Annotated in this window: 26 protein-coding genes and 1 pseudogene; 19 read left to right on the top strand and 8 right to left on the bottom strand. The window is 62.6% G+C overall.

Going from position 1 to position 23,625, the window contains the following annotated elements:
• Positions 1 to 48: 48 nt before the first annotated feature.
• Complete coding sequence (locus I1E95_RS02865; RefSeq protein WP_197167031.1) at positions 49 to 273, bottom strand: hypothetical protein; 225 nt, start codon at positions 271 to 273, stop codon at positions 49 to 51.
• A gap of 60 nt (positions 274 to 333) precedes the next feature.
• On the bottom strand, positions 334 to 1,998 hold the full coding sequence (locus I1E95_RS02860) for a peptide chain release factor 3 (RefSeq protein WP_197165310.1): 1,665 nt from the start codon (positions 1,996 to 1,998) through the stop codon (positions 334 to 336).
• 176 nt (positions 1,999 to 2,174) lie between these two features.
• Here I1E95_RS02860 and nrdJ point away from each other — a divergent pair, with 176 nt between their 5' ends.
• The 9 genes from nrdJ to I1E95_RS02815 all read left to right on the top strand — a co-directional run bounded on the left by nrdJ (position 2,175) and on the right by I1E95_RS02815 (position 11,165).
• Entirely contained in the window at positions 2,175 to 4,499 is a 2,325-nt protein-coding gene (nrdJ, locus tag I1E95_RS02855; protein WP_231595026.1) for a ribonucleoside-triphosphate reductase, adenosylcobalamin-dependent, read from the top strand.
• Positions 4,496 to 4,765: a hypothetical protein gene (locus I1E95_RS02850; RefSeq protein ID WP_197165308.1), complete on the top strand. Its 270-nt coding sequence runs from the start codon at positions 4,496 to 4,498 to the stop codon at positions 4,763 to 4,765. The genes nrdJ and I1E95_RS02850 overlap by 4 nt, the downstream gene beginning before the upstream one ends.
• 18 nt (positions 4,766 to 4,783) lie before the next feature.
• The gene (locus I1E95_RS02845) at positions 4,784 to 5,362 is read left to right on the top strand and encodes a TMEM175 family protein (RefSeq protein WP_197165306.1); all 579 of its coding nucleotides are present in this window, start codon (positions 4,784 to 4,786) and stop codon (positions 5,360 to 5,362) included.
• Between the two features lie 123 nt (positions 5,363 to 5,485).
• Positions 5,486 to 6,241: a class I SAM-dependent methyltransferase gene (locus I1E95_RS02840; protein ID WP_197165304.1), complete on the top strand. Its 756-nt coding sequence runs from the start codon at positions 5,486 to 5,488 to the stop codon at positions 6,239 to 6,241.
• A gap of 458 nt (positions 6,242 to 6,699) precedes the next feature.
• Complete coding sequence (locus I1E95_RS02835) at positions 6,700 to 6,852, top strand: hypothetical protein (protein ID WP_197165302.1); 153 nt, start codon at positions 6,700 to 6,702, stop codon at positions 6,850 to 6,852.
• Positions 6,853 to 6,975: 123 nt separating this feature from the next.
• Complete coding sequence (gene istA, locus I1E95_RS02830) at positions 6,976 to 8,328, top strand: IS21 family transposase (RefSeq protein ID WP_197163515.1); 1,353 nt, start codon at positions 6,976 to 6,978, stop codon at positions 8,326 to 8,328.
• Positions 8,325 to 9,191 (top strand): IS21-like element helper ATPase IstB, encoded by an 867-nt coding sequence (gene istB, locus I1E95_RS02825; RefSeq protein WP_197163513.1) that lies wholly within the window; start codon positions 8,325 to 8,327, stop codon positions 9,189 to 9,191. Before istA (I1E95_RS02830) ends, istB (I1E95_RS02825) begins: the two co-directional genes overlap by 4 nt.
• 195 nt (positions 9,192 to 9,386) lie before the next feature.
• On the top strand, positions 9,387 to 9,635 hold the full coding sequence (locus I1E95_RS17230; protein WP_370594571.1) for a dihydrofolate reductase family protein: 249 nt from the start codon (positions 9,387 to 9,389) through the stop codon (positions 9,633 to 9,635).
• A 231-nt stretch (positions 9,636 to 9,866) separates the two neighbouring features.
• Positions 9,867 to 11,165, top strand: a complete 1,299-nt coding sequence (locus tag I1E95_RS02815) for a serine hydrolase (protein WP_231594819.1) — start codon at positions 9,867 to 9,869, stop codon at positions 11,163 to 11,165.
• 593 nt (positions 11,166 to 11,758) lie between these two features.
• On the opposite strand, the gene I1E95_RS02810 is transcribed toward I1E95_RS02815, so the two are convergent.
• Entirely contained in the window at positions 11,759 to 11,926 is a 168-nt protein-coding gene (locus tag I1E95_RS02810; protein WP_197165296.1) for a hypothetical protein, read from the bottom strand.
• Positions 11,927 to 12,142: 216 nt separating this feature from the next.
• Here I1E95_RS02810 and I1E95_RS02805 point away from each other — a divergent pair, with 216 nt between their 5' ends.
• The gene (locus I1E95_RS02805; RefSeq protein ID WP_197165294.1) at positions 12,143 to 12,802 is read left to right on the top strand and encodes a GDSL-type esterase/lipase family protein; all 660 of its coding nucleotides are present in this window, start codon (positions 12,143 to 12,145) and stop codon (positions 12,800 to 12,802) included.
• Positions 12,803 to 12,990: 188 nt separating this feature from the next.
• Positions 12,991 to 13,218: an SDR family NAD(P)-dependent oxidoreductase gene (locus I1E95_RS02800; protein WP_197165292.1), complete on the top strand. Its 228-nt coding sequence runs from the start codon at positions 12,991 to 12,993 to the stop codon at positions 13,216 to 13,218.
• Between the two features lie 50 nt (positions 13,219 to 13,268).
• On the opposite strand, the gene I1E95_RS02795 is transcribed toward I1E95_RS02800, so the two are convergent.
• Positions 13,269 to 14,762 (bottom strand): IS66 family transposase, encoded by a 1,494-nt coding sequence (locus I1E95_RS02795; protein ID WP_231594537.1) that lies wholly within the window; start codon positions 14,760 to 14,762, stop codon positions 13,269 to 13,271.
• Between the two features lie 106 nt (positions 14,763 to 14,868).
• Here I1E95_RS02795 and I1E95_RS02790 point away from each other — a divergent pair, with 106 nt between their 5' ends.
• The gene (locus I1E95_RS02790; RefSeq protein WP_231594818.1) at positions 14,869 to 15,066 is read left to right on the top strand and encodes an SDR family oxidoreductase; all 198 of its coding nucleotides are present in this window, start codon (positions 14,869 to 14,871) and stop codon (positions 15,064 to 15,066) included.
• A gap of 381 nt (positions 15,067 to 15,447) precedes the next feature.
• On the opposite strand, the gene istB (I1E95_RS02785) is transcribed toward I1E95_RS02790, so the two are convergent.
• Positions 15,448 to 16,230: an IS21-like element helper ATPase IstB gene (gene istB / locus I1E95_RS02785; protein ID WP_197165288.1), complete on the bottom strand. Its 783-nt coding sequence runs from the start codon at positions 16,228 to 16,230 to the stop codon at positions 15,448 to 15,450.
• A gap of 622 nt (positions 16,231 to 16,852) precedes the next feature.
• A pseudogene (gene istA, locus I1E95_RS16745) lies at positions 16,853 to 17,689 on the bottom strand (IS21 family transposase); the annotation flags it as partial.
• Between the two features lie 99 nt (positions 17,690 to 17,788).
• Between istA (I1E95_RS16745) and I1E95_RS17225 the strand changes: the two are divergent.
• The 3 genes from I1E95_RS17225 (at position 17,789) to I1E95_RS02770 (ending at position 18,952) form a co-directional block, all read left to right on the top strand.
• Positions 17,789 to 17,941: an SDR family oxidoreductase gene (locus I1E95_RS17225; RefSeq protein ID WP_197165286.1), complete on the top strand. Its 153-nt coding sequence runs from the start codon at positions 17,789 to 17,791 to the stop codon at positions 17,939 to 17,941.
• A gap of 201 nt (positions 17,942 to 18,142) precedes the next feature.
• Positions 18,143 to 18,676, top strand: a complete 534-nt coding sequence (locus tag I1E95_RS02775; protein ID WP_231594817.1) for a hypothetical protein — start codon at positions 18,143 to 18,145, stop codon at positions 18,674 to 18,676.
• 105 nt (positions 18,677 to 18,781) lie between these two features.
• Positions 18,782 to 18,952: a DUF1214 domain-containing protein gene (locus tag I1E95_RS02770; protein WP_197165282.1), complete on the top strand. Its 171-nt coding sequence runs from the start codon at positions 18,782 to 18,784 to the stop codon at positions 18,950 to 18,952.
• A gap of 29 nt (positions 18,953 to 18,981) precedes the next feature.
• Here I1E95_RS02770 and I1E95_RS02765 read toward each other — a convergent pair whose 3' ends face one another.
• Positions 18,982 to 20,526 carry a glutamate synthase-related protein gene (locus I1E95_RS02765; RefSeq protein WP_197165280.1) on the bottom strand — a complete coding sequence of 515 codons (1,545 nt, stop codon included), beginning with the start codon at positions 20,524 to 20,526 and terminating at the stop codon, positions 18,982 to 18,984.
• 278 nt (positions 20,527 to 20,804) lie between these two features.
• Between I1E95_RS02765 and I1E95_RS02760 the strand changes: the two genes are divergently transcribed.
• On the top strand, positions 20,805 to 21,095 hold the full coding sequence (locus tag I1E95_RS02760) for a hypothetical protein (protein ID WP_197165271.1): 291 nt from the start codon (positions 20,805 to 20,807) through the stop codon (positions 21,093 to 21,095).
• Positions 21,096 to 21,107: 12 nt separating this feature from the next.
• Here the strand turns inward: I1E95_RS02760 and I1E95_RS02755 are convergent, their stop codons facing one another.
• Entirely contained in the window at positions 21,108 to 21,443 is a 336-nt protein-coding gene (locus I1E95_RS02755) for a hypothetical protein (RefSeq protein ID WP_197165269.1), read from the bottom strand.
• 3 nt (positions 21,444 to 21,446) lie between these two features.
• Between I1E95_RS02755 and I1E95_RS17115 the strand changes: the two genes are divergently transcribed.
• From I1E95_RS17115 to I1E95_RS02740, 3 genes are all read left to right on the top strand, one after another.
• Positions 21,447 to 21,689, top strand: a complete 243-nt coding sequence (locus I1E95_RS17115) for an MFS transporter (RefSeq protein WP_197165267.1) — start codon at positions 21,447 to 21,449, stop codon at positions 21,687 to 21,689.
• A complete protein-coding gene (locus I1E95_RS17110; protein WP_197165265.1) occupies positions 21,683 to 21,940 on the top strand; it encodes an MFS transporter in 258 nt (85 codons plus the stop codon). Before I1E95_RS17115 ends, I1E95_RS17110 begins: the two co-directional genes overlap by 7 nt.
• Before the next feature lie 846 nt (positions 21,941 to 22,786).
• Positions 22,787 to 23,551 (top strand): hypothetical protein, encoded by a 765-nt coding sequence (locus tag I1E95_RS02740; RefSeq protein WP_197165257.1) that lies wholly within the window; start codon positions 22,787 to 22,789, stop codon positions 23,549 to 23,551.
• The last annotated feature ends 74 nt before the right edge of the window (positions 23,552 to 23,625 follow it).

Below are 23,625 nucleotides of genomic sequence, written 5' to 3'. Positions count from 1 at the left end.
CTGTCCGTCAGGAGTGGATTGAGACCTGCCGCTGCCGCTGGCGGCGGCTCAGAACAGGGGCTCGCTGCGGCGGTAGCCCGCGTCCTGCTGTAGCTCGAGGCGCCGGGCCTCGGCTTCGTCAACCGCCAGCCAGCGGCGGCTCTTGAGCAGCGGCATCTGGGGGGGGAGGTGACTGCCTTCGCGGATTTCCACGGCTTCCTGGCTGGGCAGGAAGCGGACGTAATCGGAACCTCCATCCCTGCGGGGGCGAACCAGCCAGATCGGCTGAGGCATGGCCGTGACCTTGACCTTTCGTTGCAATTGATTCTGGCGAGGCCGGCGCCAGGCTGTGGCTCAGATCGCGATCGGTTCGACGCCGCTCACCACCGGCGCGACGGCGCTGAGCCCGAGCTCGGGGTGATCCTCCTTGAGCTGGTTGAGGTTCCACTCGTTCTTGAACAGCAGCACCGGCCGGTCCCAGGCGTCGCGCACGGTCTTGCAGTTGAAGATGCGGCCCACGCGCTCCAGGGCCGGCCAGCCGCCGGTGACCCAGCGCGCCACGGTGAAGCCCAGCGGCTCCAGCCGCGTCTCGACGCCGTACTCGTTCTGGAGGCGGTACTGCACCACCTCCATCTGCAGCTGGCCCACCGCCGCCAGGATCGGATCGCGCTTGCTGGCGTCGGTGTCGTAGAGGATCTGCACGGCCCCCTCCTCGCGCAGTTCGTTGACCCCCTTGCGGAAGCTCTTGAAGGCCGAGGGATTGGGGTTGCGCAACCAGGCGAAGATCTCCGGGCTGAAGCAGGGGATGCCCTCGTACTCCACCCGGGCGCCGACGTAGAGGGTGTCGCCGATGGCGAACATGCCGGGGTTGTTGAGGCCGATCACGTCGCCGGGGTAGGCGTCCTCGACCACTTCCCGGTCCTGGCCGAAGAGCTTCTGGGGGCGCGAGAGACGGATGCTGCGGCCGCTGCGGGCATGACGCACGGTCATGTCCTTCTCGAAATGGCCGGAGCAGACGCGCACGAAGGCGATGCGGTCGCGGTGGCGGGGATCCATGTTGGCCTGCAGCTTGAAGACGAAGCCGCTGAACTCGGGCCGCAGGGGGTCGACGGGGCCGTCGTGGCTGCTGCGGGCCACGGGCCGCTGGGCCAGTTCCAGGAAGGCATCGAGGAAGGGGCGCACGCCGAAGTTGGTCATCGCCGAGCCGAAGTACACCGGCGAGAGCTCACCGGCATGGACCAGTTCCAGGTCGAGGTCGGCACCGGCGCCATCGAGCAGCTCCAGTTCCTCGAGGGCCTGAGCCAGGAGCTCGGGCTCCACCAGATCGGCCAGTTCGGGGCTGCCGGCGGCCAGACGCTGCTCGGTGGCCTGGCGGCCCCGCTCGGCGCGGGCGAACAGGATCACATCGCGGCTGCGGCGGTCGATCACGCCTCGGAAGCGGTCGCCGCTGCCGATCGGCCAGTTCACCGGCCAGCAGGTGAGGCCCAGCTCGCTCTCGATCTCATCGATCAGCTCCAGGGGGTCACGCCCCGGACGGTCCATCTTGTTGATGAAGGTGAAGATCGGAATCCGCCGCATGCGGCAGACCTCGAACAGCTTGCGGGTCTGGGGCTCGAGGCCCTTGGCGGCGTCCTCGAGCATCACCGCGTTGTCGGCGGCCGCCAGGGTGCGGTAGGTGTCTTCGGAGAAGTCCTGGTGGCCGGGGGTGTCGAGCAGGTTGATCGTGCTGCCGTCGTAGTCGAACTGGAGCACGGTGGAGGTGATCGAGATGCCGCGCTGCTTCTCCAGCTCCATCCAGTCGGAGGTCACCTTGCGCTGCTCGCCCTTGGCCTTCACCGCCCCGGCCTGCTGGATGGCACCGCCGTAGAGCAGCAGCTTTTCGGTGAGGGTGGTCTTGCCGGCGTCGGGGTGGGAAATGATCGCGAAATTGCGCCGCCGGGCCACGGCCTCCGCCAGGGCCTGCTGCTCGGGGTCCACGGCCCCGTTCAGGGCCTCCTTGGTGCTGCTGCTGCTGGTCATGGCCTCAGCCTGACAGGCCATCCCGGGGCGCTGCCGCTGGTGGCCGCTGACGCTTGCACCCCCCACAGGTGGCGGTATGGTTCACCAACCTGACCACCCTCTCCGCCGTGACCCTCACCCCAGCGCGTCCCGATCTGATCGATCCCGCCGGGACGGTGCGCCCGGAGGCTGAGGCCGTGAGGCTCCAGGGCGGCCAGATCGGTGCCCATGGCCTGCTGGAGCCCGATTTCCCGGCCACCGCGCCGGCGGCGAACCCGGTCTTCTACCGCACCTATTCCCGCCGCACCGCGGGCGGCCGCGAGAGCTGGCACCAGGTTTCCGAGCGCAACCTCGAGGGGCTGCGTCAGCTCGGTCATCTCGATGCGCAGGAGGTGGAGCTGATCCGGCGCATGCAGAAGCACCAGCAGGCCCTGCCTTCGGGGCGCTGGCTCTGGATCGGCGGCACCCCCTGGATCGAGCAGCGCCACAATTTCTCCGGCGCCTACAACTGCACCTCCACCAACCTGATCGACTGGGAAGCCTTCGGTCTGATGATGGACCTGGCGATGATGGGTTGCGGCACCGGCGCCATCATCGAGCCGCACCTGATCGAGCGCCTGCCGCTGGTGCGCAACCGGCTGGTGATCGAGAGCGTGACGCCGATCGGCCTCACCCCCGCCGGCGCGCGCCAGGAGGCCACCAGCCACACGGTGGAGGGGCAGCGGGTGGCGATCAAGGTGGGTGACACCCGCCGCGGCTGGGTCGACAGCTACCAGCTGCTGCTCGAACTCTGCAGCGACGAGCGCTTCGAGGCCGGCAGCCCGATCCGGGTGAGCGTGGATCTCTCCGATGTGCGGCCGGTGGGTGAAACGCTCAAGGGCTTCGGCGGCATGGCGAATCCTGTCAAGCTGGGCGACCTCTACGGCCGCGTGGCCCAGATCCTCAACAAGGCCATCGGCCGCCGGCTCACCTCGGTGGAGTGCTGCCTGCTGATCGATGAGGCGGCGGTCACGATCGTGGCCGGCAACATCCGCCGCAGCGCCGGCATGCGCCAGTTCGCCGCCGAGGATCTCTCCGCCGCCGGCGCCAAGGAGAACCTCTGGCAGCAGGACGCTGAGGGCAACTGGAGCATCGATCCCGAGCGCGATGCGCTGCGGATGGCCAACCACACCCGGGTGTTCCACAGCCGCCCCACGAAGGAGGTGGTGCTCGAGGCGGTGGTCAAGCAGTTCCAGAGCGGGGAAGGGGCGATCCAGTTCGCCCCCGAAGCGATCGCCCGCTCCAATGCCGATCTGCTGCCCACCCCTGAGCTGCGCGGTGAGTTCATCGACATCTACGTGGACCAGGGCCGCGAGGAGGCCGGCCGCTGGCTGCAACTGCATCACCCCGAGATCAGCGCCTCCGAGCTGGAGCACCGGCTCGGGCGCTACGGGCTGAATCCCTGCGGCGAGATCCTCGGCGCTGATTTCCACTGCAACCTGGCCGAAATCCACCTGAACCGGATCGATCCGGCGGATCACCAGGCCCAGGCCGATGCCTTCAGGGCCGGTGGGCTGGCGGTGGCCTGCCTGCTCAACCACGACTTCGAAGTGGAGCGCTACCGCCAGAGCCGGGCCTGGGATCCGATCGTGGGGGTGAGCTTCACGGGTCTGTTCGACTTCTTCGTGCATGCCTTCGGCACGCCCTGGCTGCGCTGGTGGGAGCAGGGCCGACCTGAAACCGAGGAGGGCCTGGCCTTCAAAGCCCGGGAAGCCGAGTACCTGAGCCGCTGGAAGCAGATCGTGAACGAGGCGGTGTGGGACTACTGCGACCGCCATAACCTGCGTCGCCCCAACCGCTGCACCACCGTGCAACCGGCCGGCACCAAGAGCCTGCTCACCGGCGCCAGCCCCGGCTGGCATCCGCCCAAGGCGCAGCGCTTCATCCGCCGCATCACCTTCCGCAAGAACGATCCGGTGGCGCTGGCCTGCATGGATTACGGCTACACGATCGTGCCCAGCCAGTCGGACAAGGACGAGAACGGACGGCTGCTGGATGATCCCTTCGATCCACGCTGCGGCGAATGGCTGGTGGAGATCCCCACCGAGGTGAGCTGGGCGAACATCCCCGGCGCTGATGCGGTGGAGATCAACAACTTCTCGGCTCTGGCCCAGTTCGACTTCTACATGCAGGTGCAGAAGCACTACACGGCCCACAACACCTCCGCCACGGTGGAGTTCCGCGAGAACGAGATCGAGCCGCTGGCCGAAGCGATCTACAAGGCGATCGATGAGGGCGAGGGCTACATCTCGGCGGCGCTGCTGGCCCGCTTCGATGCCAATGCCACCTTCCCGCGGCTGCCGTTCGAGCCGATCGATCAGGCCACCTACACCCGGCTGCAGCAGGAGGTGCTGGCCCGCCGGCGCACGGCTGATTTCTTCGAGGCGCTGCAGCGTTACGACCAGGGTGAACTGATGGAAGCTGGTCCTGCCGGTTGCGATTCCGACAAGTGCCTCCTTCCCCTGGCCAAACCAGCCTCATGACCAGCCGGATCTGGCCAGCGGGCCTGGTGATCAGCCTGCTCTGCCTGAGCCTGCCCGCCTGGGCCAGCACTGACCTCAACCCCGACATCGACAAGATGTGCCAGGGTCTGGCGGTGATCAACACCGAACTGGGGGCCACGGCGGCGCCGGGCACACCGATGGGCCAGCGCATGCAGACCGAGCTGTCGCTCACCCAGGCTCAATACGGCGCGCTGTGGTCGCTGATGAAACTCACCTCCACCAGAACCTGCTCGTCGTTGTTCTGAGTGAACCGCAACTCAGCCATGGGTCGCGGACGCCTCGAAGCGTTCAGTGACGGGGTGCTCGCGATCATCATCACCATCATGGTGCTGGAGCTCAGGAGCCCGGAAGGGGAAGGTGTCTGGGCACTGCTGTCCATGGCACCGATCTTCTTCAGCTATGTGCTGAGTTTCGTGTATGTCGGCATCTACTGGACCAACCATCACCATCTGCTGCAGGCCTGCCGGCGGGTGAGCAGTGGCGTGCTCTGGGCCAATCTGCATCTGCTCTTCTGGTTGTCCCTGGTTCCCTTCGCGACGCGCTGGATCGGCGAAAACCACGACGCCGCCGTGCCCACGGCGGTCTACGGCCTCAACCTGCTGCTGGCCGCGGTGGCCTACTCGATCCTGCAGCAGGCGATCATCCGCAACGACGGCCAGAACTCCCTGCTGCGCAAGGCCATCGGCCGCGACCTGAAGGGTCGCCTGTCGCTGTTGCTGTATGCCCTGGCCGTGCTGGCGGCCTTCGCGGCGGCGTGGCTGGCCCAGGCGATCTATGTGCTGGTGGCCCTGATCTGGATCATCCCCGATCGGCGCATCGAGCAGGCCCTGCTGGAGGAGTGAGCTGATGATCCGGCCTACGGACTGCATCGCAGTGAACAGGTGGTTCACGGAATGCGGGAGACGGTGGCAGGTGGTTCTCGGAACCGTCCAATGACAAGTTCGCCATGAAAGGAAAATGAATCAATGGATGACTACACTCTTCTGATCGACCTGCATAAACAAGGCCATCGACAAGGCCCTGGGGGTGATGCCGAGACAGAGCTTGCTCTGAATCTCGCGATGATCGACCGCGATGCCTCGCTGAAAGTCGCAGATATCGGTTGCGGAACAGGCGCGTCCACAATCCTGCTTGCACGACTCTTGAACAAGTCCGACATCACGGCAGTCGATTTCCTACAGGACTTGCTCGATGTCTTGAATGAAGAAGCCAAGAACTCGGGAGTTGCTGACATGATATCGACACTTCCATGCTCGATGGAGAACCTGCCGTTCGCCGACGAGGAGTTGGATGTGATCTGGTCGGAAGGAGCTATCTACAACATGGGATTCGAGAAGGGCGTAGCTGAGTGGCGACGCTTCCTCAAAACGGGAGGTCTACTGGTTGCGTCTGAGATTACATGGCTGACAGACTCTCGACCGGAGGAACTTCAGCAATATTGGGATAGCGAGTATCCAGAAATCAATACGGCATCGGCAAAGATCGGTGTTCTGGAGAAGCATGGCTATTCTCCTGTTGGCTACTTCGTGCTGCCAGAACACTGCTGGCTCGACGAGTACTACCGCCCCATCCAGGCGAGGCTAGGTGATTTTTTGAGCCGCAACGGGAACAGCAAAGAAGCACATGAGATAGCGGATGTAGAGCAGAAAGAAATCGCACTCTACGAAAAGTACAAGACGTACTTCGGCTATGGGGTGTATATAGCAAGGAAAATCAACTAGACCGGCGAACAAGAACATCGACGGTCATGTTGATCGTTAGCCCGAAGTTGACGCGGCCGAGCCCCCAGATCGGAATCCGTCGGACAAGCGAAAGGTCAATGGGGCTAATTCTTTTGCCGTTGCCGGGTTCGGGTTCCGTTTTTGGCTAGAGATGACCCGTCGCGGTTACTTGGTGATGGCGTTAACCAGAGTAGGCTTTATCACAGGTTAAATCGTGCACGATCTCACGGCCACGAATCACGCTTCAGTGACACTACTTCCGCTGATCATCGGACTTGTCTTGATAACCTTCATGCTTGTTGAAGCCTTATCTCGATTAGCGGTTAGATATTTTAGAGGCAATGCCTAACAGCATCATGCATTCGACCCACTTCCAGGTCCATGCTCGTCAGCGGTAGCACCTGTGAGTATGTGATGAAGAGCGGTAGGCCTCAGAGGCAACATCTGGGCCGGACATCTTGGGACTCCTGATCTTCAGTATCAACGTCACACTGGACGGTTATGTCGACCTCCAGGAAGGAATCGTCGACGACGAGACACACGCCTTCTTCACACGCCTCATGGACGAAGGCGGGGCGATGTTGTGGGGCCGTGTCACCTATACGAGATGATGGAGATCTACTGACCAGCGGTGGCCCGAGGCGACACGGAGGCAGAGCCGGCGATGCGCGAGTGGGCGGTGTCAGGCGACAGCGAAAACTGGTCCGGAGGCGACACGAAAACTGGTCCACCCCGTGGAGCGAGCCAGGCAGGACGACAAGGGCAGCGCAGGGGCGCCATCTCTGGAGCCGATGGTTCTGGAGACAGCTGTGCAGACCCCTCAGGACGTGGAGGCGATGCGACGGCTATCGGCAGCAGGTTGGGGCCGGAGGCGGATTGCTAAAGAACTGGGCTGTTCACCGGAGACGGTGCGCAAGTACCTGCGGCAGGGTGGCTGGCAGCCCTACGGGAAGCCCTGCCGCAACACGGTTCTCGATGGCCAACGGGAGTGGCTGCGGCAGCGGTTTATGGCCCACCGCGGCAATGCCGATGTGGTGCGGCAGGAGCTGGCCAGTGAGAAGGGAATCGAGGTGAGCCTGCGGACAGTGGAGCGTGCCGTGGAGCCGTGGCGGCGGGAGCTGCGCAACGCGGCCCTGGCGACGGTGCGGTTTGAGACCCCGCCGGGCCGGCAACTGCAGGCAGACTTTGGCCAGTGCCTGGTGAGCATTGGCGGCGAGCGGGTGCGGGTGCACCTGGCGGTGCTCACCCTGGGGTACTCGCGCCGGCTGCTGGTGCGGGCATTCCGCAGCGAGAAGCAGGACCACTGGCTCCAGGCCCTGGAGGAGGGTTTCCGCCACTGGGGCGGGGTACCGCAGGAGGTGCTGGTGGATAACGCCCGTGCGCTGGTGAGCCAGCACGATCCCGAGCGCAACATCCTGGTTTTTGCCGAGCGGCTGGAGGAGTTCGCCCGTTACTGGGGGTTCAAGCCCCGTGCCTGTCGGCCGTACCGGGCCAGAACCAAAGGCAAGGACGAGCGTGGGGTGGCGTACGTCAAGAGGAACGCCATCGCTGGGCGGGAGTTCAGCAGCTGGGCGGAGTTTGAGGCCCATCTGGTGCGCTGGACCCGCGAGGTGGCCGACCTGCGGGTGCACGGCACCACCGGCGAGGCGCCGCTGGACCGGTTTGTGCGGGCAGAAGCCCAGGCGTTGCAGCCGCTGGAGGCCAAGCCGTCGTTCCTGGCGGAGCGGGAGCTGGTGCGGATCGTGCACAGCGACTGCTGCGTGGAGGTGGAGGCGAACTGGTACTCGGCGCCGCAGGCGCTGATCCGTCAGCGGGTGAGCGTGCTGGTGCGCGATCAACAGGTACTGATCCGCCACGGCGGCCGGATCGTCGCTGAGCACAGGCGCCAGCGGCCCGGTAGCCGCAGCCGCCAGGTGATCGACGGCCATTGGGAGGGCCTGCTGCCGCAACGGCAGCAGCGCGAGGCGGAGCGATCGCTGCGGGATGGCAACGCAAGACGTGATCAGGAGCAGCGCCCGGTCCGCAGCTCTGAACTGGCCCGGCCTCTGGCGGTTTATGCCGAGCTGATCGGGGAGGTGGCGGCATGAGTCCCACCAACCCACGCAACCGATCCACAGCGGCGATACCACCGGTACCGACCGAGGAGCTGGAGGCAATGCTCACCCGCCTACGGCTCCCAGCAATCCGCGACCGCCTCGATGCGCTGCTGGAGGAAGCGGCAAGGCGGGAGATGAACCTGCGCGAGGCCCTGGCCTGGCTGTGCGCGGCCGAGGTGGCACGCAAAGACCAGCTGCGGATGGAGATGGCGCTGCGGCTGGCGCGCTTCCCCTATGTGCGCACGCTGGAAGCGTTCGATTTCGAGGCCCAGCCGTCGATCGACCCGGCCCAGATCCGTGAGTTGGCCACCTGCCGCTGGGTGGCCAACGGCGACACCCTGCTGCTGCTCGGGCCGCCGGGTGTGGGCAAGACCCACCTGGCGGTGGCGCTGGGCCGGGAGGCGGTGCGTCTCGGTCACAGCGTCCAGTACGTCGGTGCCATGGAGCTGATCAGCGCCCTGGCCAAGGCCCAGGCGCAGCACGCCCTGGAGGGCCGGCTGACGCAGTACGCCAAAACCCGGCTGCTGATCATCGATGAGCTGGGCTACCTGCCGCTGGAGCCGAACGCTGCGTACCTGTTCTTCCAGCTGATCTCCCGCTGCTACCAGCGCGGCAGCGTGCTGATCACCTCCAACCGCCCCGTCATGGAATGGGGCGAGGTGTTTGGCGATCAGGTGGTCGCCACAGCGATCCTCGACCGGCTGCTGCACCACAGCCACGTGCTGACGATCCGGGGCGACAGCTACCGGCTCAGGGAGAAGCGGCGCAGCGGCCTGATCCGCCCGCAGGCGGGCGGTTCCTCCTCACCGGACAGCGCTGGCCTACGGCCACCACCGCCCGGTGAGAAGGCCTAAGGGGAACCCGGATCAAGCGGCACAGATGCCGCAGCCAACAACAACGACACGACACCCACCGATGAAACACCGATCCAAGGGCAGCCGTAAGGCCCCCATCAGCAAGCCATCAGGTGGACCAGTTTTCGTGTCGCCGGAGGACCAAAAGCGGATGTCGCTTGACAGGCGGTAAAGCTGGAGACCGAGCCTAAGTACGTGGTGTCCTCGACGCGAAAGGACTTCCCATGGATCAACAGCCAACACATCACCGACGACCTGAGATCCGGCGTACAGAAGCTCGAGGACGCGACCCCAGGCGGCGTCCTCGGTAGCGGCAAGCTCGCGACAGAGCTGAACCAGCTGGATCTAATCGACGAGTATCAATTGCTCGTCCATCCCAGGATCGTCGGCCACGGCCCACGCTGTACGAGGCTGAGCTGCCCAGCACGCGATCGCTTCAGTTGATCTCGGCGAGGCCGTTCCGCAACGGCAGGGTCGCCATGCACGACCGGCGCGCGCGCTAGTTCAACGATGGGTGAGGCCCACCATCAAGATTCAGTAATCGGAAGTGAATGGTGTTGTCTATGCCAAAGTCATGGCCCGCTTCTGATCCTGAGCGCTAGCATCGATTGATGAGAGGAATGCCAGTAATCACATGGCAGTATCAGCATGAAACGTCTAATCCGAATTTCATTCTTGCTGGGCGTAGATCTCCTGGCCACGCTCAGCCTTGTTGCGCAAGCCCATGCGCCAGCCAGTTCATTCATGAATGCTGAGGACTCTGACCCCACGCGGTTGGGCTGGATGGAGGGATTTCCCTCTCCATCTGAGAAGTTGATCATGCAGCCGGAATCCAATTTCTTTAGCTTCCCAAAGTTGCGTTGGACGGTCTGCCACATTCGAGAACTGATGCCCACGAAGCAAGTGAGCAGGGGCATCGGCTCGCTAACTTCGCTCGCCTACGCAATTGATGCCGGTATTGAGGCCGTGACCTTCACGCCTATGGGTGGCGAAAAATCCTTGACATGGAAGGAATCGCTTTCGGCAAACTTTACCGATGGCATTCTGATCCTCCACAAAGATCGAATTGTCTATGAGAAATATGCTGGCTGTCTCGACGAGATGGGCAAGCATGCCGCTATGTCGATGACCAAGTCCATGACAGGACTCCTTGCCGAGATGCTCGTGGTCGAGGGGCGCCTCGACGAAAGAGCAATGGTGTCTTCCATCATCCCAGAACTGAAGGACAGCGCATTCGGCAGCGCGACCGTGCGTCAGGTCATGGACATGACCACGGCGCTCGATTACAGCGAGGACTACTCTGACCCAGACGCGGATATCTGGGTCTATTCAAAGGCAGCGAGCCCGTTCCCGAAGCCAGTGGACTATGCGGGCCCTGACGGTTACTTTGAGTATCTCCAGACTGTCAAGCAGAACGGCGTACACGGTGATGCTTTTGGCTACAGGACAATCAACTCGGACGCTCTTGGTTGGATCCTGTCGCGGGTCACGGGCAAGGATGTTGCACAGCTGTTGTCGGAGCGCATCTGGAGCCGAATGGGCGCGGAGCAGGATGGATACATGACCGTGGACGCCAAGGGGACACCTTTTGCCGGCGGCGGACTCAGTGCAGGCATGCGAGACCTTGGGCGTCTTGGGCTGCTCATGCTTAACGGCGGCATGATCAATGGGCAACGGTTGTTCCCGAAAGAAGTGACGGAGAACATCCGGGCCGGTGGCGACAAGACCGGCTTTGCCAAGGCTGGCTATGCAACGCTTGCCGGTGGAAGCTACCGTAGCATGTGGTGGGTTCTTCATAACAGGCACGGCGCTTTTGCAGCACGTGGTGTTCATGGGCAAACCATCTACGTGGATCCAACTGCCGACATGGTCATCGTGCGGTTCGCGTCTTTTCCCACGGCTGGGAACGCGACGATTGACCCAACCTCATTGCCCGCCTATCAGGCTGTTGCTGAATACTTAATGAATAGGTGACGGGTCCATAAACATGTGCTGACAATACGTTTCAGCGGTACCCATGGAGCGCTGCGGAATGACTGCTGGTGAGCTTTGCTGTTGGATGATAAAAACAAGTTGGCGATGAAGGACATCCCCCCTCCTCGGATCTACTGCATTCCGGCGACAGAGGCGCCGGTGATCGCTGTGTTTCGGCGTGGACCGTCGAACTGGTCTCATGTCGGCCGCTGGGATCTCGCAGAGAGACGTTACGAACCCGGTGCATGGTTTCGAGGCCGGATCTTTCCACGACGGTCTGATCTCTCCCCGGATGGTCGTTTTCTGAGCTACTTTGCACACAAACCCAGTGCTATCTGGGAGTACGGCGAAACTTACGTGGCGGTATCAAAGCTACCGTGGCTGACGGCATTAGCCGCCCTTCGGACGTGTGGGACTTGGACTCGCGGATTCTATTTCACCGAAGATCAAGACAATCAGATTTTGCAGGGCAGACAGTTGCCAATTCCTTATGGATTAGCCCCCATTCCCGTGGTTCAGTTCGCCAACGAACGGCGACGCGGCTGGACGGAAACCGAGGACTCTCCCCGCCGAGCCCAGGATGACGCCGGGGATCACCCCAGGAACGCCCGCATCTGGAACGCCAGGTTGGCGGAGACCGCCTGCTCGGTGCAGAGAGCCTCGGCTGGGCCGGGGGCGAGTTTGGCATCGGTCAGGCCGTCGACGGGCTGCGCGTCAGTTACTGGCTGGAGACAAATCAAGATAGTCAGCCGTTGAGTCATGTCCAGTGGGCAGACTGGGATCAGGAGGGACACCTTCTGCTGGCCACACGCGGTGGGACGCTCCAGGCCTGGGATCTGGATGGTGAAAACCCTGATCTACTCTTTGAAGAGGATCTTGCGCTTTTCGAGCCAAACCCAACCTCTGCGCCGGTGTGGGCCCAGCGATGGTGAGGCCGTGTTGCGCCGCCGCTGATCTTTGGCTTCAGTGCGGGAACCATGGTTCAACACAAGAACATCATCCGTATTGCCGTTGCCGCAGTCTGTACTTTGGCCTTCCCCCTTGCCGTGGTCTCCCTCAGCAGTGAAGAGGTCCGCTACGAAGCCCTGCAGATAGTCACGAGCTGGCGCGGAAGGCTGATCGGCATTCATTCTGTCTATGTCGGCGACTCGATCACGTCAGCAGGGCGACATTGGGGAGCTGCCCTGGGCAGCATCAATCTTGCTGAGGATGGATACACGGTTCGACAGATTGGAGATCAACTTGTGCAAGCCAAGCAATACTCCCCAGAACGAATCTTCATGCTTGCTGGAACCAATGACGTTCTTTCAGTCAAGACGTTTGATCCCAGACAATTTGAGTTGGATTATTCAAGTCTGCTTGATCGTGCGCAGCAGACGAAGGCCCAGGTGTTCATCACGTTGATCCCGTTCACATCGCGAGCAGAGGCCAATCAGTTCATCCCGCCCGCGAATCAGATCATTAAACGGCTGGCTCGTTCCAGAGGGATTCCCGTCATCGACTTGAATCCGACCATCGCACCACGGGGACTACTTCTGACCCGGTACACCGTTGATGGCGTGCATTTCTCGGATGCCACCTATAGCCTTTGGCGAGCCGAAATTGAATCGGCAATCCGACAAGACGACGCCAAGTAGGAGGCTGCAGACAACGCGGAGATGTTACGTGGCTGAACGTCTGTGCTCGGCCGATGATAAGACTTTTGCCCGAGCGCTCTGGGATAGAGCGAATCACGTCAGGATGCCAGCACGCTCGTGCGGATCAACCGTTCAATGGCGGACGTCATGGGCTTCCTTGAAGACCACCCTCTGGACGGACTTGATCGATGTCTTCCCGCCGCTTTGAAGGCAAGATCGCTTTCGTCACCGGTGCGACGTCCGGCATCGGACGGGGAGTGGCACTCGCTTTCGCACGGGAGGGAGCAGCGGTGATCGGCTGCGGTCGGAATGCCGCACAAGGGGCTGAATCGCAGCGCCTGGCGGAGGCTGAAGGTGGAAGCTTTTTGGTATGCGTTCAGGGGTCGGGACGCCCCACCGCACGAATGCAAGCCTGATCGCTCACCGCTGAGCGATCAGAGACTCTTCCTTGTCCTTTCTTCTGCCTTCAGGGATCGCTCAGCAGTGACGGCATCACCCCATCGCGGTGATGGGCGATCCAGGCCTGCTCCAGGAACTCCCAGACATCCCGCCCCTGTTGCCTGAGGGTAGTGGTGACCGTGAGCAGGCGGCTCCGGCAGATCGCACCTTGGCGGGATTGGACTCCTTGACTGATCTTGCGCTGAATCACCGATTGGCGCAGGGCACGTTCTGCGGCGTTGTTGGTGGGCTCTATTCCCTCGTTCTCCAGGAAGGTCCACAACCCACCTGTCACCTTCTGGAGCTGCTGGCACGTGCGCACTGTGCTGGCCCAAGGCGTTCGCTCGCCGCGCTGGTAGCCGAGCTCTACTACCCGCTGCAGCGTGGTCTCAAAGGTCTGGCGGATCGGCCGGCAGCTTTGCTGCAAGGCGGGCCAGTCAATCTTTCCCTCCTTGTAGCGGTGCCAGTGGCCAAACAGCTGCTGCTGCAGGCCCAGCAGCTGGGCTCCGAATTCAGCGCTGGCGCCCGGGCGTTCGGCGATGGCCGTCAGGTCGCGGATCAGGTGCGCCCAGCACAGCTGGCGCTGCTTGGTGGGCAGGTGGTTGTAGGCCGAGAAGCGATCGCTCACCACAATCCCGCCAAAGGCGTTCCCCAGCAGCTCGATGGCAGCGGTCGTCGATCGACTCAGCCCTTGCACAAATACCGTCACCACGGCGGTGACCATGACCCACTGCCAGCCCCGCTTTCCAGTGGGATTGTTGCCGTCGGCATTGCCGGTGGGGGCGCCAGTTTCATCTACGTAGGCCACCGGCTGCACGCGGGCAAAAGCAAGGGCCTCCTGCATGGGCTGCTCCAGTGCTGCACTCAAGCGCTGGCGGACCCGTCCAATCGCGCCGCGGCTCATCTCCACTCCTACCAGCTGCTGGAGCAGGGCCTGGGTCTTGCTGAAACTCAACGGAAAGGCACTGCCCAGCAGGCCCACCAGTGCACTGAGCCTTGGGCCGTAGTGACTGGCCTCCACATCCGCCGGCAACGAGGCGCAGGTGCTGGTGGAACAGCAGGGGCAGACCAGGCGATGCAGCCGGTGCTCGATCACCAGCGGGGTAATCGGCGGGATCTCGATCACCTGATGGCGCAGGGGATCGAGATCCTCTCCCTGGAGCAAGGTGCCACAGCGGCGGCAGGCATCAGGGTGGTGATCCACCACCTGATCCACCCGCTCGATCGACAGCAGCTCTGGTCCGGATCCGGGATGGCCCTGCTGGCCGCCCCGCTTGCGGCCACTGCCCTTGCGCCGTTCTGGCGGCTTAAAACCCAGACCATCACTGGAGGGAGGTTTGGATGAGTTGCGAGAGCTGCGTCCGATCCGCTCACGCAGGTTTGCCAACTCGGTGGCCAAGGAGGTGAGTTGGCCGCGCAACAGCTCGATCTCCTGCTGCTGGGCGTTGATCAGCGCTCTGACGCTGGCGGGAGTTTCCAGCCAGTCGGCTTCTGGAATTCCAGCCGGATGTGCGGTCATCATAGGCGGGTCTCTACCTGAGATGCAACCGGAAATCAAGCTGTCGTCAAGGGTTCAGCAGGGCCGATGTTCGCCGCGAGCTGTCACGCCCCCTGAACGGATACGCTTTTTGTTCTTGCCGATCGACCTTGGCGACGAGGCCCAGGTCATGGACGGCCTGCGAGCAGTGCTGGATCGCTATGGACGGATCGACTGTGCGGCGAACTGTGCGGGGGTCGACAGGAGCGCAGGCATCCTCGACTACACCGCTGCGGATTTCGACCTCATCTTCGGCACGAATGTTCGCGGCCTGTTCCTCTGCCTGTGAGAGGAGGTGGGCGCGATGCGCCGTGGCGGCGGGGACGCGATCGCCAACATCGGCTCGGTTGCCTGACTGCCCGGTGTCAACTACGTAGGCGGCTCGCGTCAATTACTTAGGCGGGTTCCTCCCGCCTTCTCACCCCCTGCCATGGCAGGGGGGAGGCGACACGAAAACTGAGCCACCCTCAGTCGAGAAGTCGGAGCACGGCTGGGGTTCCTTGATCGGCATCCGGCGGCGTCAATCCGGTTGGCCGGTGCCCCTGCTCAGCTTCTGCCCGATTGTTGCCGCGGAGCGCACGGGCCGGTGGACCCCACAGTCCGCCGGCAGCGCGGAGCTCGTCACCGGCAGCTGGCGTCTGGGGTCGGTTGGCGGGTAATTGACGCCTGGTCAGGACGCAGAACGGCGGGCCCGCTTGCGGCGGTAGCTCTCACCACTGATTTGAACGATGGTGCTGTGGTCCACCAGCCGGTCCACCGCCGCCACGGTCATGGCGCTGGTGGAGAACACGTTCTCCCACTCGCTGAACGGCTGGTTGCTGGTCACCAGCAGCGATCTGCGCTCGTAGCGGTGCATCACCAGCTCAAACAGCACTGAGGTCTCGGCCTCGTCCTTACGGACGTAGCCGATGTCGTCGATCACCAGCAGGGCGTAGCGATCGAGCTTGGTGAGCGCCTTGGCCAGCGCGTAGTCGGCCTTGGCCTGCTGCAGGTGCTGCACCAGCGTGGTGCCCGAGAAGAAGCGCGCCGAGCGGTCCAGGGCGATCAGGCTGCGACAGATCCCTGAGGCCAGGTGGGTTTTGCCCACCCCGCTGGGGCCGAACAGCAGCAGGTTCTCGGCGCGGTCCAGCCAGCTGGTGTCGTGGGCGAGCTGCTCAATCTGGTGATGGTCCAGATCGGGGATGGCGCTCCAGTCGTAGTCGGCCAGGGTTTTGGGCCAGGGCAGCTGGGCCTCATGCAACAGCCGCCGCAGCCGTGCCTGGTGGCGCTGCTGGTGTTCCTGCTCGGCCAGCACATAGAGGTAGCTGGCCGGGCTCCAGCCATCGGCTATGGCCTGCTGTTCGGCCGCCTGCCACTGGCTGCGGAACTGGGCCAATTTCAACTGTTTCAGGAGTGAGGGCAGGGCACTCTCCAGTGCTGGCCTGCTCGGGGGCTCCACCCAGGAGTTCGTCATAGCTGCTCAGTTGGTGTTCGGGGATGTCGAGTTGGGGAAGGGCCGCCAGGCCCCTCGGGGGCCGCAGGCCGTAGTGATCGCGCAGAGCGGTGAGGCTCACCTCGCCGCTGCGCAGCTGACGCCGCAGGTAGCGCTCCACCCCGGCGAGGTCGTCCTGTTTGGCGGCGACATGGAGGGCATCGACCATGACCTTGGCGGCCTCATCCGGCGGCAGGGCCGCCAGCAGCTGCCGCCAGAGCCGATGCCACCTCGGGCCCGGAAGGATGTCGGCCTGCAGCTGGGCCCGCAGCAGCGCCCGCGGCTTGCGCCGGAGGCTCTCGATCACGTGGCGGAAATCGATACGTCGCAGTGGACCGCTCTCTCCCGCTCGCCGATGTAACCGCGGCAGAGTTTCAACGAACTGGCTGCGCAGGAACAGATCCAGCCGGTCATGGTGCAGGTGCACCGTCAGCTGATGGCCGATCAGCCGTGAGGGAACGCTGTAGGTGACCGAGCGCACCTCAATCGTGCTGGTGCTCCGCACCCGCACCACCAGCGGCTCGTAGTCGGCAAAGCGCTGCACCGGCAGCGGCTGCAGGTGCAGCCGCTCGATCTCCAGCTTCCCCTGCACGCCAGCACGGCTGTTGAACGTAGTGGTGACCTGACTCACCAGCTGCCGGTACTCGCTCTCAGTCTCGAAATCCCTGCTGCCGCGCTGAATCAGCTGCTGCTCCAGCCGATGCTTCCAATGCCGATGCGGTCCCTCGATCGCGCCGTTCTCATGGGCCACGCCGCGGTTGTTGCGGGTGGCGATCACTCCGAGATGAGCGCAGAGCTCGCGGTAGCGGCTGGTGTAGTCGCCTGCGTAGCTGCCGTCGCGGTTACGAAAGCAGGCGCTGAGGCTGTCGGTGCGGTGTTCCGCCGGCACGCCACCGCAGAGGACCAGGGCGTTCTGCAGAGCCTCGGACAGGGCGACAAAGCTCTCACCGCCGTGGATCACCTCCACATGGCACCAGCCACAGAACGGCAGACGGAAGTGGAACAGCCGGTGCTCAAGCACCACACCAGCCACGGTGATGGGTGCGCCCTTGAGCAACGTGAAATCGGAGATGCCCATCACCCCGGCGCGGTGCTCCTGCAGGAACATCACCTCCTGAGCCGGGCCGTACAGCGCCCGCCACTGCTCAACACGCCGCTGCAGGGTGCGTTTGCGGCGATACCACTCCTGGCCAGGGAAGCTTTGCTCGAGATGGAGCAGCAGGGTCTGAGGTTCAAGCTGCGGCGCCTGCTCAAGCATCGGCACCAACACGCTCTCCCATACGGCGGCGAGTGGATCAGCTCGGGTGCGCCAACTCCGCCCGCGCTGCGGCTGGTTCTGGGGCTGATGGTCTCCTCGATCGATGCGCTGGGCGCTACGCACCGAAATACCGGCTCCATCAGCGGCGATCTGCTGGCTGAGGCCCTGGGCCCGTTTGGCCATGTACCGCTCCTTGATCCGCAACGACAAAGGGGCGGGCATGACAACGCTCCAGACCGGAATCGGAGCCCTGTTGTCGCGTCTTGAGACCCGCCTATGTAGTTGCGCGGACCCGCCTACCTAATCGTCGCCGAACAGGGTGGGATTCTCACGCCCCAGGACATTGCCGACAGTGTCCTGTTCCTGTGCTCATCGCAAGCCTCAAACATTACAGGTGCAGCCCTGGTGGCTGATGGCGGATTCGTTCTCGGGTGACGATGTGTTTGTCGGACAGGCAACCACGCATTGACCGGGATCAGGGACCGTGGCTGGCCTGAACCAGTCCGTTGCTGTTGAGTCGTGGAGAGCTACGAACTTATATTCTGCAGCGATTGGCTCCAATGCTGTGATCCACGAATTCCTGAATCTGTTGGCATCTGCCAGACTGCTGCTGAGGATTGCTGAAGACACCCATCCATGATGATTCGCAAGCCAGTTCAGGACTTCGTCCTGTTCCTCATTGGAGGTGCTCTGTTTTCAGCAGGTATTTTCCTGTTCAGCAATCAGGTGATGGTAGGCACTGGCATCCATGGGATGGGTTGGGGGCGACGTTTCGGTGGAGGGATGGGGTCCTCCTTCGGTGGACTGTTGTCCTTTGGCGCGGGGGAGGGATTTGGATTGCTGATGATTCCCTTCGGGATCGGGGTGGCGCTTCTGTTGGCTGATTCGTTCAGAAAGGTGGGCTGGTTTCTTCTGTTGGCGTCCTCGGCGGCGGTTGGAGTGGGAGTGCTGCAGAGCCTGCTGTTCAGCTTCAGAATCACCAGCCTGTGGAGCCTGATGACCATGGTGGTGATGATCGCCGGCGGTGGTGGATTGATGTTCAAATCTCTCAGGGACTATCAGGGAGAAGAGCAGGAGCGCAGGCGTCTTGAGCTCGACGACTCCAGACGGAACCTTGATGAACTCAGGGAAGAGCTGGAGAAGCTGAAGTCCAGAATCAACAAAGATTAGAAGCAACCCGATTCAATCGTTTATGGCGTTCTACTCCGCCCCTGTTTGTGAGTTTGATCGCGTCAATCACCTCATTTTCAGTAGGCTGTTGAAACGCGCTCAATCATGTGTCCGACGACCATCTGGTTCGGACCGAAGGCGCCGGCCGGCAGGGAGGCCAACTGGGTGCAGACGATGCCGGGCAGGGGGTACAACGTCATCCTGCGGCTCTATGGCCCTCTGGAGCCCTGGTTCAACCAGACCTGGCAGCCGGGCGATCTCGAAGCACAGACGTGAAGGCGCGCCGGCACTCACGCTGAGCGGGCTCACTGGCCTTCCGCCCCGCTCCAGGCGATGCCGGCCAGCGTCGCCATGTCCTGATGCCAGCTGGTCAGATCGTCTCTGTGGAAGCTGTGGAGATCCGCGTGACCGCAGGCCCGGGCCATGACCTGCATCAGCTGCACGCTGGCCTCGAGAAAGCGGGCCAGACGATCGGCGGCATGGTCGATGTTCAGTCGCCGCCGCAGGGTTTCATCCTGGGTGGCGATGCCGGCCGGGCAGTTGTTTGTGTGGCAGATTCGGGCCCCGACGCAGCCGATCGCCTGGATCGCGGCATTCGCCAGGGCGATCCCATCGGCACCCAGGGCCATGGCCTTGATGAAGTCCGCGTGGGTCCGTAGTCCGCCCGTGATGATCAGGGTCACGCGGCCGCTGGCCCCACGGCGATCCAGATGGCGGCGTGCCCGAGCCAGGGCCGGGATCGTCGGTACCGAGATGTGATCACGGAACAGCAGGGGGGCCGCCCCCGTGCCGCCGCCGCGTCCATCGAGAATGATGTAGTCGGCCCCGGCATCAAGGGCGAAATCCAGATCGGCTTCGATGTGCTGGGCACTCATCTTGAAGCCCACGGGAATTCCCCCGCTGACCTCGCGCACCCCGTCGGCGAAACGCCGAAAATCATCCACCGTCGTCAGATCCGTGAACGCTGGCGGAGAGATCACCGCCTCGCCCACCGGGACGCCACGCAGCTCAGCGATGCGGGCGGTGGTCTTGATGCCGGGCAGGTGGCCTCCGGCTCCGGTCTTCGCCGCCTGTCCGCACTTGAAGTGGAACGCCTGGACCTGGGTGAGCAACTCCTCCCGGTAGCCGAATCGACCCGGGGCCAGCTCATAGAGATAGCGGCTGCTGGCCGCCTTCTCCTCGGGAAGCATGCCCCCCTCCCCGGAACAGATCCCGGTTCCAGCCTGTTCGGCTCCTCGCGCCAGGGACACCTTCGCCTCCTCGGAGAGGGCGCCGAAACTCATGTCGGACACGAACAGCGGAATCCGCAGGTGCAGGGGCTTGGCGGCCTGCGGACCCAGCACCAGCTCCGTGGCGACCGGCACGTCGTCCTGCAGAGGCTGCCTGGCCAGCTGGGCCACCAGGATCTGGAGGTGATCCCAGTTGGGCAGCTCGCTGCGGGGAACGCCCATTGCCGCGATCGGCCCCTGGGGTCCCACGTGCTCGAGCCCATGCTCGGCAAGGTCATGGATGAGGCTGAGCGTGGGTTCCTCCCGGGTGGGATGGGGTTCAGGCATCCGGTCCCGCTCGGCTGAACTCTTCAGCGACAAGCTTTGCCCCACCTGATCATCGGAAACCTGGGCATGGCTGCCGTCGCAATAGGGTGCCTGTGCCGTCTGCTTGCAGCGGCAGAGCCAGGCTTCTCCCTCATCGTCGGCCGTGAACGGCAGGGGTGACATCCCGCTGCCCTTGTGGGAGCCGTCGCAGAACGGTTGATCCTTCGACCGTCCACAGGTGCAGAACAGGTAGGTTTTGCCCTTCTTCAGATCGACGGCAATGGGTGAGTTGGCCGCCACGATCGGTTTGTTCATGCATGGCCTCGTCAGGGGGTGATGGGGACCATTCTGATGGGGATGAACGGAGGCCCGAAGATCGCCAGAAGCGCTGGTTTGCCGGGTCCCTCAGGCTTCTCAGCTCCAGCGGGTCTGCGACTGGATTTCATGTCGATGACGGCTCGACTGATGCCATTCAGCCGAAATTCTCAGTCACTGAATCCTTATACCTTGGACGTACTGCCTGCCACTCCGGCGCGGGGCAGGCCTCGTGATCACCATCTCGCGAACACCATGAATCTGCAGGTCCTCTGTCCATGAACCATGTCCTCTGGCTGCTGCTCGGAGCAGCACTTGCCTCGCCTGCATCTGCCGCTCTTCCACCGCAAGACCAAAACGCGAAGGATCTCGACGTCATCGTTGCGTTCGTCAAGCAACATCCGAAGGTCATGGCTTCTCTCAACACCATCGATCTCAGCCGACGCACCGTGACCTTTGGAGACAACTGCATCGCAACATTCGCGCGCGAGCAGAAGACCGTCCCTCCCGGCTTTGTCAGTCCAGCCGCGTCTCTTGTGTTCAGCTCGTCCACATGCCCGATCAATTGACTGCACCACTGGTCACGGCCACAGCATTGCGCCTGAATCCCCGTGAAAACATTTATTTATAGGAGAATCTTCTGCCCCTGACTGTGATGAATACTGGGTTCTAGCAAGCTCCTTCGTGGCAGAAGATTGTGCAGCCTGCCACTGAATTTCAATCAGGTCAGGCTTGTGGCTGAGGGCTGATTCAGCCTGCACATAACGTGCATCTCCCTCAGTCAGGAAAGGCTGTTCCAGGTCGAGAGATTTCAAGACAGACCAAAATAATGAGGCAACCTTGAAGCCAATCATTGCAGAACCGTCGGAACGCACTTCGTCGGTTCGCTGGGCGCCGGCCAGCCTCTCCCTCTCCATGTTATGCCCTCGCTGGATACGAGCATCGCCAATGCCGGCCGGCCGACGCTGGCCCAGGCGTTCTCCTCCTCTTTCCAGTCCGTCCAGTGGATCGTCCTGGCGTATCTTCTCGCTATCACCACCCTGATCGTCAGCGTCGGACTGCTCGGAGACATCATTGGACGTCGACGACTGTTACTGGCTGGAATCAGCCTGTTCACGATTGCGTCGCTTCTGTGTGGCCTCGCGCCCACGCTCGGGTGCTGATTGCCGCCCGTGCCCTGCAGGGCCTCGGAGCCGCGATCATGATGGCTCTCACCGTTGCTCTCGTCAGTGAGACGGTGCCGAAAGCAAGGATCAGCAGCGCGATGGGGTTGCTTGGAACGATGTCCGCGATCGGCACCACGCTTGGTCCCTCGATCGGCGGTCTGCTCATCGCCGGACTCGGCTGGCGGACCATTTTCCTGGTCAATGTGCCGCTGGGCATTGTGAATGTTGTGCTTGCCGAGCGCTACTGACCCATGGATCGTCGGGTGCCGAACGTCAATCGGGCTGGTTTTGATCATTTCGGTACGCTGCTGCTGGCACCTTCGGTCTGCTCAACATTGTGTTGCTGCTCACCACCGCACATCACGCGATCGGGCCCTCGCACTGCAAGTCAAGTGACTGGCTGAACGTACGCTGAAGGGAGATCTGCATCGACCTCACAGCCACTTGATCATGCGGGCTGCTCCTCAGCAACTCCAGGAATCTGTCGAAGGGCGTCAGTACACGTGCGCTTGTGGGGGGGACTGATCGGGCGCTTGTGCTTCGTTAACGGGCGCAAGGTCTGTTTGGAGAAGTGTTCAATAGCTGTACTGCAGCACTTGTCGGCTGCTTGGGCGAATCATTGGCAGATGAGTACCGAGAGAGTCTCGAATGCTTGCTGCTCTTGAGCTTGGTTGGTGTTGTGAGTGTTGCGTTCAGGTGTGAACAGGGGCTTCTCAGATCAGACCTGAATCTCATCGCAACCTCGACGCCCATGGGCTTTAGGCGCTCAGGCTCCGGCGTAGCGGCCTTCTCCTCAGGCATCCAGACCACACGCGTTCAACGGGGCACGATCGGCGTCGGTGCGTTCAGAACGATCCGATGATTCCAGTGGCTTGAGTGAATGATGCTGACGGCGGCCACAGCCAGGATGCGGCTTCCTCCAGCATGAGGTTGCGAGTGACGGTCCACTGCGTGCAGACCAGAGGGACCAGCGTCCCTGGCGAATGGATCGGCCCAGGGCAAAGAAATGCAACGGTTCGACGGGGATGTTGTTGTGGCACAGCAACAAAGTGGGGCCACGGGTAGTCTCTTGAACAGTTTTTGCCCGTGAGTCGATGAAGTTTTCCTTCATGGAGGAGTCCTTCGCTGCGCCCATCGTCGATTCACTGACTGGGCAGGCCTGGGAAGCCTGCAGCGCGTTTCTGCCGAGTGCAGCGATCTCCACGCCGGGATTCAGAATCGAGGCCTCCGATTTCAATCTCTTTCCTGAGCCGGAGGTGGTGATCAGCCCGGGATTCACGGCCTACAATGAATCCATCCTGGGTGCTGATGAAACCCTGGAAATCTATTTCGAAACTGATTCAGGCGTGATCACCTCGGATCGTGGCAGGGTCGACAGTGTCGGGCTCACCAGCACCGAGGAAAGCTACGGCCAGGCAGTCTTCACTGGTATCGATCCGATCATCGATGCAGACTTTGTCTTTGTTGATAACCCGGACGAGGCTTACATCTCGATCTATTATGTCGAAGATGTTCCCGTTCTCCTGCCTGGAGTTGTTGGTCTGGCCCATCAGACTGGCGACGACTGGGAGATTTTTGTCAAGGAAACCGGCGATAATCAGTACGATGCCAATACCTTTGTTCACGAAGTTGGTCATACGCTTGGCCTCAGGCACCCGAACGAGCGGCCTTCAAGTTCTCTGTATGACACTTCGGATGCCGTGATGTCCTACAACCCCAACAGCAACGGCGGTTACGACACCACCTACTCCCCAACCGACATCGCCGCCCTGGTGACGATCTGGGGCTTTGAGTCGGACAGCAGTCAGGAGGTTGCCCTGGACGCTGCCTTTGCCTATCTGGGGGTGACCCCGGCCTGAGCCGGGCTACGAATAACCGCGGTCCCCCGATGGTTGTGCCTGGTTGCGATCATTCAATGGAGGCCAGACACTCC

Source organism: Synechococcus sp. CBW1107 (assembly GCF_015841355.1).
Classification (GTDB): domain Bacteria; phylum Cyanobacteriota; class Cyanobacteriia; order PCC-6307; family Cyanobiaceae; genus Regnicoccus_A.
The sequence above is the reverse complement of the archived record's forward strand: the minus strand, read 5'-3'. Positions and strand labels throughout refer to the sequence as shown.

Excerpts from the sequence above, each read along its gene's own strand:
- I1E95_RS02765 (WP_197165280.1), bottom strand. The coding sequence starts at position 20,526 with ATGAACAAACCGATCGTGGCGGCCAACTCACCCATTGCCGTCGATCTG.
- I1E95_RS02845 (WP_197165306.1), top strand. The coding sequence starts at position 4,784 with ATGGGTCGCGGACGCCTCGAAGCGTTCAGTGACGGGGTGCTCGCGATC.
- I1E95_RS02800 (WP_197165292.1), top strand. The coding sequence starts at position 12,991 with ATGTCTTCCCGCCGCTTTGAAGGCAAGATCGCTTTCGTCACCGGTGCG.
- I1E95_RS02755 (WP_197165269.1), bottom strand. The coding sequence starts at position 21,443 with ATGGAGAGGGAGAGGCTGGCCGGCGCCCAGCGAACCGACGAAGTGCGT.
- I1E95_RS02860 (WP_197165310.1), bottom strand. The coding sequence starts at position 1,998 with ATGACCAGCAGCAGCAGCACCAAGGAGGCCCTGAACGGGGCCGTGGAC.
- I1E95_RS02795 (WP_231594537.1), bottom strand. The coding sequence starts at position 14,762 with ATGATGACCGCACATCCGGCTGGAATTCCAGAAGCCGACTGGCTGGAA.
- I1E95_RS02805 (WP_197165294.1), top strand. The coding sequence starts at position 12,143 with ATGGTTCAACACAAGAACATCATCCGTATTGCCGTTGCCGCAGTCTGT.
- I1E95_RS02810 (WP_197165296.1), bottom strand. The coding sequence starts at position 11,926 with ATGACTCAACGGCTGACTATCTTGATTTGTCTCCAGCCAGTAACTGAC.
- I1E95_RS02840 (WP_197165304.1), top strand. The coding sequence starts at position 5,486 with ATGGATGACTACACTCTTCTGATCGACCTGCATAAACAAGGCCATCGA.
- istB (WP_197163513.1), top strand. The coding sequence starts at position 8,325 with ATGAGTCCCACCAACCCACGCAACCGATCCACAGCGGCGATACCACCG.
- I1E95_RS02760 (WP_197165271.1), top strand. The coding sequence starts at position 20,805 with ATGAACCATGTCCTCTGGCTGCTGCTCGGAGCAGCACTTGCCTCGCCT.
- I1E95_RS17115 (WP_197165267.1), top strand. The coding sequence starts at position 21,447 with ATGCCCTCGCTGGATACGAGCATCGCCAATGCCGGCCGGCCGACGCTG.
- I1E95_RS02775 (WP_231594817.1), top strand. The coding sequence starts at position 18,143 with ATGATGATTCGCAAGCCAGTTCAGGACTTCGTCCTGTTCCTCATTGGA.
- I1E95_RS02850 (WP_197165308.1), top strand. The coding sequence starts at position 4,496 with ATGACCAGCCGGATCTGGCCAGCGGGCCTGGTGATCAGCCTGCTCTGC.
- I1E95_RS02770 (WP_197165282.1), top strand. The coding sequence starts at position 18,782 with ATGTGTCCGACGACCATCTGGTTCGGACCGAAGGCGCCGGCCGGCAGG.
- I1E95_RS02740 (WP_197165257.1), top strand. The coding sequence starts at position 22,787 with ATGAAGTTTTCCTTCATGGAGGAGTCCTTCGCTGCGCCCATCGTCGAT.
- I1E95_RS02865 (WP_197167031.1), bottom strand. The coding sequence starts at position 273 with ATGCCTCAGCCGATCTGGCTGGTTCGCCCCCGCAGGGATGGAGGTTCC.
- istB (WP_197165288.1), bottom strand. The coding sequence starts at position 16,230 with ATGACGAACTCCTGGGTGGAGCCCCCGAGCAGGCCAGCACTGGAGAGT.